This window comes from Microbacterium sp. ZW CA_36 (assembly GCF_044987475.1).
Taxonomy (GTDB): domain Bacteria; phylum Actinomycetota; class Actinomycetes; order Actinomycetales; family Microbacteriaceae; genus Microbacterium.
The window spans coordinates 51,294-63,835 of record NZ_JBJDRL010000023.1 but is presented as its reverse complement, the minus strand read 5'-3'; the positions used below and the strand labels follow the sequence as shown (position 1 = coordinate 63,835).

Genomic DNA, 12,542 nt, shown 5'->3' with positions numbered 1-12,542 from the left:
AGTCTGGGCCGTGTCTCAGTCCCAGTGTGGCCGGTCACCCTCTCAGGCCGGCTACCCGTCGACGCCTTGGTGAGCCATTACCTCACCAACAAGCTGATAGGCCGCGAGCCCATCCCCAACCAAAAAATCTTTCCAACCACGAGCCATGCGGCTGCGGTTCGTATCCAGTATTAGACGCCGTTTCCAGCGCTTATCCCAGAGTCAGGGGCAGGTTGCTCACGTGTTACTCACCCGTTCGCCACTGATCCACCCCGCAAGCGGGGCTTCACCGTTCGACTTGCATGTGTTAAGCACGCCGCCAGCGTTCATCCTGAGCCAGGATCAAACTCTCCATAAAAAATGAATACTGCAAACCCACCCGGGAAAACGGGAAAAGAAGCAGCGAGTTCAACCATGACCAAAAACGAATATCAAACTGACATCCATGAATTGATCCAAAAAGGACCCCCACCAACCAAACAAATGGTCAGCGAGGATACAAAAATTGGCATTTGACAAGTGCACGCTGTTGAGTTCTCAAAGATCGGACGCACCAGCCAGCGCGAATCTCTCGACTCGCTGCCCCGGCTGGGCAACTTCACTATCTTATCTCGCCGAAGCGATCCCGTCAAATCGACCGGAGCTCCTCGAACGAGGTTCCACACCTGTCCGCAAGCGGACGATCCGTGAAGCGGATCTTCAGGAGTGGAGGTCGTTCACTGCTTGAGGGGAGCCAGGCCTTCCGGCCTTCCGCTCTACCCTTTGGGGCGAACAACAAGAACATTACGCCGAACCGCCCCCGCCGTCGAATCCACCCCACATCCCGGGCGTGTCGTCGGTCTAGAGCCCCGTGATTCCGCGGTTCTCACCGTGAACACCCTTCGAGACCGCGCGCCGGCGCAGCACCTGGATCACGATGCACACGACCACCGTCGACGCACCCCATACCGCGCACGCCGGCGGAAGCACCCGGTACGCGAGATGCGCGGCGGTGAACTCGGCGTCGAGCGGACCGTGCGCCGCGAGGCCCCACGCCCAGGCCGCCGCGAGCACGACGGGGAGCGAGACCCACCACGCCCAGCGCACGGCATCGGCCAGAACGCGCGGAACGGATGCCGCGGCCGGTCGTCGGCCCAGCCACACCAGCATCCACACGCCGATGATCGCGAGACCGGCCACGCTCGACCCGTGCTGCAGCCACTTGTAGCCGGGCAGCGCTCCCCAGTCCGCCGCGAGCGCGGGGATCGCAATCGTGCCCCACCGGCCCTCGTGCGTGAACAGGTCCCACACGATGTGACTCACGACGCCGATGAGCAGCGAGACGACCAGCACCAGCATCCCGGTCCACGGCACACGCCGCCCGCCGGGCGGAGCGATCGCGAACGTCTCTCGCCACGCGGCGCCGGCGCCGGCATCCCACTCCCCCGGCAGCCGCGCGGCGAGCCATCGCGGCGACAGCTCACGCGCGGCGGGCCGCAGAACGCACCGCCAGGCGAGCAGCAGGACGAGCGCGAGAAGGACCGTCGCCGGCAGCCACCCGAACGCGTGCGTGCGGCCGTAGTGAAGCGGGAGTCCTCGGACGAACAGCGGCAGATCCGGCGCCATCGCGCCGATCGCGATCGCGGCGGGCACCAGCGGCGAGCGGAGGAACGGCAGCGCGACGACAGCGTGGCTCGGGGTGAACGGCATCCGTCACCCTGTCGCCGGCGTCGCGCTGCTCACCGCGCCGCGTCAGCCGACGAAGAGGCCCGCGAGCGTCTTCTTGCCGCGCCGGAGCACGGAGACTCCGCCGGGCAGCGCACCCGTCACCGTCGCGGCGTCGTCCTCGATCTTCACACCGTCCAGCGAGACCCCACCCTGCGCGATCGCCCGGCGACCCTCCGACAGGCTCGCGACCAGTCCCGTGTCGACGAGCGCCTGCACCACGGCGGACCCTGCCGGCACGGCCGCGTTCGGCAGCTCCTCGAGCGCGTGGCGCAGCGTCGTCGCATCGAGCGCAACGAGGTCGCCCTGGCCGAAGAGCGCCTCGGATGCCGCGATCACCGCCGCCGCGGCATCCGTCCCGTGCACGAGGGTGGTGACCTCCAGCGCCAGGCGCTTCTGCGCGGCGCGACGGAACGGCTCCTCGACGACGAGCCTCTCGTACTCCTCGATCTCGGCCCGCGTGAGGAACGTGAAGATCTTGAGGCGCTGCACCACGTCGGCGTCGTCGGTGTTGAGCCAGAACTGGTACATGCGGTACGGGCTGCACATCGCGGCATCGAGCCAGATGGCGTTGCCCTCGCTCTTGCCGAACTTCGTGCCGTCGCTGTTGGTGATCAACGGGGTGCCGATGGCGTGCACCGATGCACCCTCCACGCGGTGGATGAGGTCGGTGCCGCTGGTGAGATTGCCCCACTGATCGCTGCCGCCGGTCTGCAGGACGCACCCGAACTGGCGGTAGAGCTCCAGGTAGTCCATGCCCTGCAGGATCTGGTAGCTGAACTCGGTGTAGCTGATGCCCGCCTCGGAGTTCAGGCGCGCGGCGACCGCCTCCTTCTTGAGCATCGTGCCGACGCGGTAGTGCTTGCCGATATCGCGCAGGAAGTCGATGGCGCTCATGGGCGCCGTCCAGTCGAGGTTGTTGACGATGCGTGCGGCGTTATCACCCTCGAAGCTGAGGAATCGCTCGACCTGCGACTGCAGGTACCCGACCCACTCGTTCACCGTCTCCTTGGTGTTGAGCGTGCGCTCGGCCGAGGGGCGCGGGTCGCCGATGAGGCCGGTCGATCCGCCCACGAGGCCCAGCGGCCTGTGGCCCGCGAGCTGCAGGCGGCGCATCGTCAGAAGCTGCACGAGGTTGCCGAGGTGCAGACTCGGCGCAGTCGGGTCGAAGCCGCAGTAATACGTGATCGGGTCCCCGGCGAGAAGGGCGCGCAACGCCTCCTGATCGGTGGACACATGCACGAGTCCACGCCATACGATCTCGTCCCACACGTTCTCGAACGCCGGGTCGATCGCAGGCGCGGTCGCGCTCACGAGGGTTTCAGACACGCGAGCCAGGCTATCAGCGCAGATGCGGCGGCCCGTGCGTGGCCGGGATGAGTGCTGCCCAGGCGGCTACGTTGTGAGATCGCTATAGCTATCTAGCTGAAGTCGACATTGCTTTAGCCAAGAGGCTGTCTACATATAGCTTCAATGCTAAACTTGCCACTACTCAATCTCCTGGACTAAAGGAAAGCGATGTACGTCCTCACCGCCGATCAGCGCGCCAGCCGTGTCAACGCCGACGCCGTCCCGTCCGCTCTCGCCGTCGTCACGCGCCACGGCAGCGGAGGGCTCGCACTGCCGCCCGAGCGCACGGCCGGCGACGAGCTGCAGGTCGCCGTCGCCGACGCCTCGGCGGCTCTGTCGATCGTTCTCGAGCTGACCAGGGCCGGCGAATGGGCCGTCGGCGTCGGTGTCGGCGCGGTCGAGTCGCCGCTCCCGCAGAGCGTCCGGGCGGCACGCGGGGAGGCCTTCATCAACGCGAGGGACGCTGTCGATCGCGCCAAGAAGACACCGACCCGGCTGGCCGTCACCGCACCCGCGGGCGGAGAGGACGCCGAAGCGCTCGTCCGCCTTCTCATCGAGCTGCGCGACCGCCGCACGCCGGAGGGGTGGGAGGTCTACGACCTGCTCGCCGACGGACTCACCCAGCGCGACGCCGCCGCACGCCTGGGCGTGTCGGAGGGCGCGATCAGCCTGCGCGCCAAGGCAGCGGCGCTGCGCGTCGAGGAGGCCGCCGTCCCCGCACTGGCACGCGTGCTCGCGCGCCTGGACGACGGGGCGCGCACCGTCTCGCCGCCCGAACGCGGGTGAGCGCGACGGCGACGACCGGCTTCGCGCGTACGGGATGCCGCACCCGGGCGCCGTCCGGGGCTCGTGCCAGACTGACGCAATGGTCCTCCCCGACGTCGTGCTGACCGCCGCGCTCTCGATCTTCCTGTTCGTCGCTCTGTGCGCAGCGCTCGTGCTGGTGGTCGTCAGCCTGCGCCGGCCGACCGACGTGCCGCTCATCGTCGCGGGCGTCCTCGTCGTGCTGTGCCTGCTGGCGGTGACGGTCTCGCCCGTCGACGTGCCGCTGCTCCTCGGCCTGGGCATCGCACTGCTCGGAACCACCCTGGCGGTCCTCGGCGGGAACCCCATCACGCGTCGCATACTCGACATCGCCAGCCACGGCCGCGTGGAAGAGGGCGACAACGGCGGCATCCTCTTGCGTGCCCCGTCCCTGCCGGGAGCGGTCGCCGGCGAAGGCGCCGTCCGCGAGGTGATGCGCGGCGGCACCACCATCGGCTACCTCGAACGCGTCGCGGTCGCGCTCGGGATCATCGCCGGGTTCCCCGAGGCGATCGCTGTGGTGGTGGCGCTGAAGGGCATCGGCCGGTTCTCCGAGCTCGCCAGCGCCGAGGCACGGGAGCGGTTCATCATCGGAACCCTCGCGAGCCTGGTGTGGGCGTGCGTGGTCGGCGCGCTCGTCCGCCTCGCGATCTGGTGATCGCCGGCCGGACCCCGAGGCTCAGAGTCCGAGGGCGTGGGCGGTCGCCTGCACGCGCTGGATCAGCTCGGTCCGCTGCTCGGCCACTCTGACCGGAGCCGTCCCGCCGACGCCGGTGCGGCTCGCGACGGAGCCCTCGACGCTCAGCACCTCGCGCACCTCGGGCGACAGGTGCGCCGACACCGACGCGAGCTGCTCGTCGGTGACCTCGTGCAACTCGATCCCGTTGTCCTCGCAGACGCGCACCAGGTGGCCCGAGATCTCGTGCGCATCGCGGAAGGGCACGCCGCGCTTGACGAGCCACTCGGCGACATCGGTCGCGAGCGAGAAGCCCTGGGGGGCGAGCGCCGCCATGCGGTCGGTGTGGAACCGCATCGTCGCCACCATGCCGGCGAACGCCGGCAGGACGGTCTCGAGCGTGCGCACCGAGTCGAAGACCGGCTCCTTGTCCTCCTGCAGGTCGCGGTTGTACGCGAGCGGGAGCGCCTTGAGGGTCGCCAGCAGCCCGGTGAGGTTGCCGATGAGCCGGCCCGCCTTGCCGCGGGCGAGCTCGGCGATGTCGGGGTTCTTCTTCTGCGGCATGATGCTCGAACCCGTCGAATATCCGTCGTCGAGCGTCACGAAGCCGAACTCGCGCGTGTTCCAGAGGATGATCTCCTCCGCGAAGCGCGAGACGTCGATGCCGTTCATCGCCGCGATGAACGCGAACTCGGCGACCACGTCACGCGACGACGTGCCGTCGAGCGAGTTCTCGGCGGGCCGGTCGAGACCGAGCTCGCGCGCGACGAGCTGCGGATCCAGCCCGAGCGTCGAGCCGGCGAGCGCGCCGCCGCCGTACGGCGACACCGCGGCGCGGGCGGACCAGTCGCGCAGGCGCTCGAGGTCGCGCAGCAGCGGCCAGGCGTGCGCCTGCAGATGATGGGCCAGCAGCACCGGCTGCGCGTGCTGCAGGTGGGTGCGACCGGGCATGACGGCGTCGGGGTGCGCTTCCGCCTGCGCGACGAGGGCATCGACGAGACGCAGGATCTCGCGCGCGACCGTGCGCGAGTGGTCGAGCAGGTACATCCGCACGAGCGTCGCGATCTGATCGTTGCGGCTGCGGCCGGCGCGCAGCTTGCCGCCCAGCTCCGCGCCGACGACACCGATCAGCGCCTGCTCGAGTGCGCCGTGGACGTCTTCATCGGATGCCGCGGGCCGCAGTGTGCCCTCGGTCAGGCCTCGCGCGAGCACGTCGAGCCCGTCGTGCATGGCGAGCTCTTCGTCAGAGGTGAGGTACCCGGCGGCGGCGAGCGCTTTGGCGTGCGCGTGCGAGCCGGCGATGTCGTAGAGCGCGAGGTCCCAGTCGAAATGCGTCGATCGGCTGAGCTCTGCCAGTTCCGGGGACGGTCCCGTGGCGAAGCGGGCTCCCCACAGTGCGCCTTCGTTGGTGCCGTCAGCCTTCGATTCACTCACTCGACAAGCCTATCCGCAGGGCTCGTGCGCCCTCGCTCGTCAGCCCCGCCGCCGGATCGGCGGTCGCCCGGGACGGCGAAGCGCGAGGCGGCATCCAGCGCGGTCTCGAGCGGGCCGCGGCCGATGAGAAGCGCCCACGCGGTGCAGAGCACGACGGTGGCGATGGTGAGCGGCCAGAACGGCTGCAGCTCCCGGAACCCGGCGAGGTCGCCGACGCGGTCGAGGGTCGCGGTCGCGATCGCCGCCCACACGACCAGCTGCAGCGTGTACGCACTGAGCGGCATCGCGCCGACGGCGCGCAGCGGCAGCACCACCCACCGCACCACGGTGCGGCACAGGAGCAGGCACACGCCGAGCACGGCGAGGGCGAAGCCCCCGGACCCGACGACCTCGAGCAGACCCGTGGAGTGCGGTCGCGCCGTCCAGAGCGCCCCGAGGAACGAGGCCGCCTCCGCCTCGGGGCGTGCGCCGGTGGCGGCATCCGCCCCGTAGGCGGCCGCGGCGAGGAGTGCGCCGGCCACGACCAGCCACACCTGCACCCGCAGGCGGGTCACCCCGGATCGCGCAACGCCGAGTCCCGCGACGACGAACGCGATCCACGTCGTGAACGGATAGTGCCAGCCGAGGGCCGTCGACACCGCAGGCCCGGCGGGCGACGTCCACAGCGGCAGCGCGTCGAGAAGGACCTGCACGAAGGGCATGACGACGGCCAGCGCCCCCGCGAGCGGCAGCAGCACGGGGGCCGGCAGCGATGTCAGCGGGAGCGCGAGCAGAAACATCAGGGCGTAAGCCGGGAGGATCACGTACACCGGTACGCCCGTGGCGATGAGCAGGATGCCGAGGACCCACAGCAGACCCGCCCGGACGGCGAGCCGCCCGCGCGCCGTGGTCATGCGTGCCGCGGGCAGCGGCATCCGTCCGCCTGTCATCAGGCCGATGGAGACGCCGGCGAGTGTCGCGAACAGGATCGACGACCGGCCCTCGACGACCGTGATCCAGGTGTCGGGCCGGGTCCAGTCGAAGGACCCGGTGATCCACAGCAGGTGCGCCGCGAACATGCCGAGCACCGCCAGCCCGCGCGCGAGATCGACCCCGCCGATGCGGCCGGGGCCGCTCAGCCGGATCCAGCGCGACGCGAGCCAGCCGTCCTCATGCACCACGGCGCGCTCCGTCTGGCTTCGCTCGCTCACCGACCGGGACCCCTGCGCGCCGACGCGGTCAGTCCTGGCGGAGGAGCCAGACGAGCAGGGCCTTCTGGGCATGGAGCCGGTTCTCGGCTTCGTCCCAGACCACGCTCTGCGGCCCGTCGATCACTTCGGCGTCGACCTCGTACCCGCGGTCGGCGGGAAGGCAGTGGATGAAGATCGCGTCGTCCTGCGCGAGAGCCATGAGCTCCTGGGTCACCTTGTACCCGCCCAGGTCGCGCAGCCGCTCGAGCTTCTCCTCCTCCTTGCCCATCGACACCCAGGTGTCGGTGACGATCACGTCTGCGCCGGCCGCCGCCTCGTTCGCGTCGGTGTAGAGGGTGACGGATCCGCCGGTCTCGGCCGCACGGCGGTCCGCGTCGGCGATCACGTCATCACGCGGGGCGTACGTCTCGGGCGATGCGACGCGCACGTGCATGCCCGCCGTGACTCCGGCGAGCACGTAGGAGTGCGCCATGTTCGATTTGCCGTCACCGAAGAACGCCAGTGTGAGCCCCTTCAGCTCGCCCTTGTGCTCCTTGATCGTGAGCAGGTCGGCGAGCAGCTGGCAGGGGTGGAAGTCGTCGCTGAGCGCGTTGATGACCGGTACACGCGTGCCTTCGGCCATCTGCTCGAGGCCGGCCTGCGCGTAGGTGCGCCACACGATCGCGGCGACCTGGCGCTCGAGCACGCGGGCCGTGTCGGCCGGGGTCTCCTTGCCGCCGAGCTGGCTGTTGGCTGTCGAGATGATGAGGGGCGACCCGCCGAGGTCGGCGATGCCGACGGCGAACGACACGCGGGTGCGCGTGGAGGACTTGTCGAAGATGACGGCCACCGTCTGCGGTCCTTCGAGGGACTTGAGCTTCCAGCGGTCCTTCTTCAGCGCGACGGCGAGATCGAGGATCTCGTCCTGCTCGGCGTGGGTCAGGTCGTCGTCGCGCAGCAGGTGGCGGGTCATGCGGGAACCTCCGTCGGGGACTCGAGGACCAGGGCGTCCTCCACCGTGCGCAGCGATGCCGTGAAGAGCTCGACGAACTCGTCGATCTCGACGTCGCCGATCGTGAGCGCCGGGACGAGGCGGATGGTCTCGTCGTTCGGCGCGTTGATGACCAGCCCGTGCTCCTGCGCCGCAGCGACCAGCGCCTTGGCGACGGGATGCCGCAGCCCGACGCCGATCAGGAGCCCCGTGCCGCGGCATCCGTCGATCAGCGCGGAGTCGATGCCCTCGATCGCCGCCTGCAGCTGGGCGCCCCGCTCGGCGGCGTTGCGGACCAGGTCGGCGCGCTCGATCTCGCCCAGCACGGCCGCCGCGACGGCGGTGCCGAGCGCGTTGCCGCCGAAGGTCGAGCCGTGCGTGCCGGGATAGAACAGCTCGCTCGCGCTGCCGAAGGTGATGAGCGCGCCGATCGGGAAGCCGCCGCCGATGCCCTTGGCGACCGTGATCGCGTCAGGGGTGATGCCCTCGTGCTGGAAGGCGAACCACTCCCCCGTGCGGCCGGCGCCGGTCTGGATCTCGTCGATGATGAGCAGCGCCCCGTGCCGCTCGGTGATCTCGCGGGCCGCGGCGAGGTAGCCCTCCGGCAGCGGGAGCACGCCCGCCTCGCCCTTGACGGGCTCGACGAACAGCGCGGCGACGCGGTCGTCGATCGCCGCCTCGAGCGCCTCCACCGTCGAGTCGATGAACTCGACGCCCGGAGTCATCGGCAGGAAGGGCTCCTGCATGTACGGCTTGCCGGTGAGGGCGAGCGTTCCCATCGTCCGCCCGTGGAACGCGTCGTTCAGCGCGAGGATCCGCGGGCGCTCGGCGCCGCCGTGCAGGCGGGTGAGCTTGAACGCGGCCTCATTCGCCTCGGCGCCCGAGTTGCCGAAGTACACGCGCCCGTCGTCGCCGGTGCCGGCGAGACGCTTCAGCGTCGCCGCGAGGGCGAGCTGCGGCGGCGTCGCGAAGTAGTTCGACACGTGGGCCAGCGTCGCCGCCTGGGTCGCGATCGCGTCGACGAACACCGGGTGCGCGTGGCCGAGCGAGTCCACCGCGATTCCGGCGAGGAAGTCGAGGTACCGCTTGCCGTCCGCGTCCCAGAGGTACGAGCCCTCACCGCGGACGAACATCTGCATGCGAGCGCCGAAGCTTCTCACGAGGTCGCGCCCCGCATCGTCCTGCCACGTCATCCGAGCACCACCTCTGTTCCGATTCCCTTGCTGGTGAAGATCTCCACGAGCACCGAATGCGGCACCCGTCCGTCGATGATGGCAGCGGTCTCCACGCCGCCCTCGACGGCCTCCAGGCACGCCGCCATCTTCGGGATCATGCCCGACTCGAGCGTCGGCAGCATCGCCCGAAGCTCCGTCGAGGTCAGGTGCGACACGAGCGAGTCGCGGTTGGGCCAGTCGGCGTAGAGCCCGGCCACGTCGGTGAGCACGACGAGCTTCGCGGCGCCCAGCGCGACAGCGAGGGCGGATGCCGCGGCATCCGCGTTGACGTTCAGCGAGTGCCCGGGGTGGTCGAGGTCGGGAGCGATGCTCGACACCACGGGGATGCGGCCCGCCGCGAGCTGGTCGAGGACGGGCTGCGGATCGACCTCGACGACATCTCCGACCCGGCCGAGGTCGTGCTCGACGCCCTCGATGACCACGCCGCGGCGGCGGCCGCCGAACAGGCCCGCGTCCTCACCGCTGAGCCCCGTGGCGACGGGGCCGTGCGCGTTGATCTTCGACACGAGCTGCGGATTGATCTGCCCGGTGAGCACCATCCGCACCACCGAGATCGCCTCGGTGGAGGTGACGCGGTAGCCGCCCTTGAACTCGCTCGGGATCGCCAGGCGATCGAGCATCGACGAGATCTGAGGGCCCCCGCCGTGCACCACGACCGGCTTCACCCCGACGTAGCGGAGGTAGGCGATGTCGGCGGCGAAGGCATCCTGCAGCTCCTCGCTCACCATCGCGTTGCCGCCGTACTTCACCACGACGATCTGGTCGCGGAACCGCCGGAGCCAGGGCAGCGACTCGATGAGGGTCACGGCGCGCGCGCTGGCTTCGCCGGGATCGGTCTCTTGCAGGTCAGTCATGAGGAGTAGGCGCTGTTCTCGTGGACGTAGTCGTGAGTGAGGTCGTTGGTGAGGATCGTCGCCTCCGCCGCCCCGACCTTCAGGTCGATGATGAGATCGGTCGCGCGGGGCGTCAGATCGACGTCCTCTCGCGGCGCGTCGGGGCCCCCATGCGAGCACACGCGGACGCCGTTCATCCACACGTCCACGTCGTAGGGGTCGAACTCGGCCTGCGTGGTGCCGATGGCGGCGAGCACGCGGCCCCAGTTCGGGTCGTTGCCGAAGATCGCTGCCTTGAACAGGTTGTTGCGGGCGACCGAGCGGCCCACCTCGACGGCGTCCTGCTCGGAAGCGGCGTTGATGACCTGGATGGTGATGTCGTGGCTCGCGCCCTCGGCGTCGCCCTGCAGCTGCTGCGCGAGGTCCTTGCAGACGTCGCCGAGCGCCGCGGCGAAGGCATCCGGATCGGGCGTGACGCCCGACGCCCCGCTCACCATGAGGGTGACCTGGTCGTTGGTCGACATGCAGCCGTCGGAGTCCAGCCGGTCGAATGTGCGCCCGGTCGTCTGACGCAGCGCCGCGTCGGCCTGGGCGGCGTCGAGGACGGCGTCGGTCGTGATCACCACGAGCATGGTGGCGAGGCCGGGTGCCAGCATCCCGGCACCCTTCGCCATGCCCCCGATCGACCAGCCGTCCTTCGTCACGGCGGAGCGCTTGGGCCGCGAGTCGGTGGTCATGATGGCGAGGGATGCCGCCTCGCCGCCGTCGACGGAGAGCTCGGCGATGCCCTGCTCGGTGCCGGTGAGCACCTTGCCGCGGAAGACCTCGTCGCCGGTGCCGATCAGCCCCGTCGAGCAGATCAGGATGTCGCCGGCACTCACGCCCAGCAGCTCCGCGGCCCTCTCGGCGGTCTGGTGCGTGGTCTGGAAGCCGAACGGACCGGTGAAGCAGTTCGCGCCACCGGAGTTGAGCACGACGGCCTCGACCACGCCGTCGCGGACCACCTCCTGCGACCACAGGATCGGGTTCGCCTTCGCGCGGTTGCTCGTGAAGACTGCGGCGCCGACCTTGAGCGGCCCACGGTTGACGACCACGGCCACGTCGGGCTTGCCGGTCGACTTGAGCCCGACGGCGACGCCCGCCGCTTCGAATCCCTGGGGCGCGGTGACGCTCACGGGGCAACTCCGTTCACGGTGAGCGCGGTGCCCTCGGCGAGGCCCAGCGCGATGTTCATGGACTGCACGGCGGCTCCGGCCGTGCCCTTGACGAGGTTGTCGACGGCCGTCACGACGACCACCCGGTTCGCAGCCCGGTCGATCGCCAGACCCATCAGCGCCGTGTTCGCGCCCAGCACGTCGGCCGTGCGCGGGAACTCCCCCGCCGGCAGCAGCTGCACGAACGTCTCGTCGCCGTAGGCGGCCTCCCACGCGGCGCGGATCTCGTCGTCGGTCGCACCGGGCGCGATGGGCGCCGTCGACGTGGCGAGGATGCCGCGCGACATGGGCACCAGAACGGGGGTGAACGAGATCCGGATGCCCTGGTCCGCGGCATCGGTCGTTGAGCGAGCGAAGCGAGACGAGACGTCGTCGGCATGCTCGGGGCGTTTCGTCTCTGCGTCTCGACTCGCAAGCTCGCTCAACGACCACGTTCCTCGCTCGCTCAACGACCGGGCGCTGCGCGCGGCGGCGAGGGCCTGGCGGATCTCGGGGATGTGCCGGTGCGTGCCGCCCACCGCGTACGGATTCGCCGTGCCGAGGACCTCGCTGGCCAGGAGGTTCGTCTTGAGGCTCCTGCCGGCGCCCGACGGTCCGACCGCCAGCACCGTCACGATGTCGGAAGGGTCGACGACTCCGGCCGCGACGCCCGGAGCGAGGCTCAGACTCACGGTCGAGGCGTTGCAGCCCGGCGCGGCGATCCGGGTCGCACCGACGAGCCGGTCCCGCTGCTTCGAGCCGGCGACGGGGAGCTCGGGAACGCCGTACACCCACGGGTCGTGGAAGTCGCCGCCGTAGAAGCGATCCCAGTCGGCGACCGACTCGAGACGGTGGTCGGCGCCCGCATCGATCACCAGGGGCGTGTCGCCGAGCGCGTCGGTGTACTGCCCCGACTGCCCGTGCGGGAGCGCCAGGAACACGATGTCGTGCCCGGCGAGCACCTCCGGCGTGGTCTGCTCGAGGGTGAGGTGAGCGAGCGACCGCAGGTGCGGCTGGTGCTGGATGAGCGGCTGTCCCGCGTTGGAGTGCGCGGTCACGGTGCGGATCTCGACGTCGGGATGCGCGGCGAGGATCCGCAGGATCTCGCCGCCCGCATAGCCGGATGCGCCGGAAACGGCGACCGAATATGTCATGGATTCCACCTTAGAGTCTG

The 12,542-nt window shown here is 70.0% G+C and carries 11 protein-coding genes and 1 rRNA gene; 2 read left to right on the top strand and 10 right to left on the bottom strand.

Translation table 11 applies throughout. The features are described 5' to 3' along the window. The 3 genes from ACI3KX_RS11830 to tyrS all read right to left on the bottom strand — a co-directional run. A 16S ribosomal RNA gene (locus ACI3KX_RS11830) occupies positions 1–337 on the bottom strand; the annotation flags it as partial. Between the two features lie 482 nt (positions 338–819). Further along, positions 820–1,668: a DUF4184 family protein gene (locus tag ACI3KX_RS11825; protein ID WP_363357656.1), complete on the bottom strand. Its 849-nt coding sequence runs from the start codon at positions 1,666–1,668 to the stop codon at positions 820–822. A 42-nt stretch (positions 1,669–1,710) separates the two neighbouring features. Continuing rightward, a complete protein-coding gene (gene tyrS, locus ACI3KX_RS11820; RefSeq protein ID WP_404909887.1) occupies positions 1,711–2,997 on the bottom strand; it encodes a tyrosine--tRNA ligase in 1,287 nt (428 codons plus the stop codon). Between the two features lie 204 nt (positions 2,998–3,201). Here tyrS and ACI3KX_RS11815 point away from each other — a divergent pair, with 204 nt between their 5' ends. Continuing rightward, entirely contained in the window at positions 3,202–3,819 is a 618-nt protein-coding gene (locus ACI3KX_RS11815) for a DNA-binding protein (protein WP_363357658.1), read from the top strand. Between the two features lie 79 nt (positions 3,820–3,898). Further along, positions 3,899–4,495 carry a hypothetical protein gene (locus tag ACI3KX_RS11810; protein WP_363357659.1) on the top strand — a complete coding sequence of 199 codons (597 nt, stop codon included), beginning with the start codon at positions 3,899–3,901 and terminating at the stop codon, positions 4,493–4,495. A gap of 21 nt (positions 4,496–4,516) precedes the next feature. Here ACI3KX_RS11810 and argH read toward each other — a convergent pair whose 3' ends face one another. The 7 genes from argH to ACI3KX_RS11775 are packed head-to-tail and all read right to left on the bottom strand — an operon-like array spanning position 4,517 to position 12,522. Further along, the gene (gene argH, locus ACI3KX_RS11805) at positions 4,517–5,947 is read right to left on the bottom strand and encodes an argininosuccinate lyase (protein WP_404909884.1); all 1,431 of its coding nucleotides are present in this window, start codon (positions 5,945–5,947) and stop codon (positions 4,517–4,519) included. Next, entirely contained in the window at positions 5,944–7,137 is a 1,194-nt protein-coding gene (locus ACI3KX_RS11800) for a heparan-alpha-glucosaminide N-acetyltransferase domain-containing protein (RefSeq protein WP_363357661.1), read from the bottom strand. The genes argH and ACI3KX_RS11800 overlap by 4 nt, the downstream gene beginning before the upstream one ends. Before the next feature lie 28 nt (positions 7,138–7,165). Further along, positions 7,166–8,089 (bottom strand): ornithine carbamoyltransferase, encoded by a 924-nt coding sequence (argF, locus tag ACI3KX_RS11795; protein WP_349427097.1) that lies wholly within the window; start codon positions 8,087–8,089, stop codon positions 7,166–7,168. Further along, complete coding sequence (locus ACI3KX_RS11790; RefSeq protein ID WP_363357662.1) at positions 8,086–9,300, bottom strand: acetylornithine transaminase; 1,215 nt, start codon at positions 9,298–9,300, stop codon at positions 8,086–8,088. The genes argF and ACI3KX_RS11790 overlap by 4 nt, the downstream gene beginning before the upstream one ends. After that, positions 9,297–10,196, bottom strand: a complete 900-nt coding sequence (argB, locus tag ACI3KX_RS11785; protein WP_349427095.1) for an acetylglutamate kinase — start codon at positions 10,194–10,196, stop codon at positions 9,297–9,299. Before argB ends, ACI3KX_RS11790 begins: the two co-directional genes overlap by 4 nt. Next, positions 10,193–11,350 carry a bifunctional glutamate N-acetyltransferase/amino-acid acetyltransferase ArgJ gene (gene argJ / locus ACI3KX_RS11780; RefSeq protein WP_363357663.1) on the bottom strand — a complete coding sequence of 386 codons (1,158 nt, stop codon included), beginning with the start codon at positions 11,348–11,350 and terminating at the stop codon, positions 10,193–10,195. The genes argB and argJ overlap by 4 nt, the downstream gene beginning before the upstream one ends. Then, on the bottom strand, positions 11,347–12,522 hold the full coding sequence (locus ACI3KX_RS11775) for an NAGSA dehydrogenase family protein (protein ID WP_363357664.1): 1,176 nt from the start codon (positions 12,520–12,522) through the stop codon (positions 11,347–11,349). Before ACI3KX_RS11775 ends, argJ begins: the two co-directional genes overlap by 4 nt. Between the last annotated feature and the right edge of the window lie 20 nt (positions 12,523–12,542).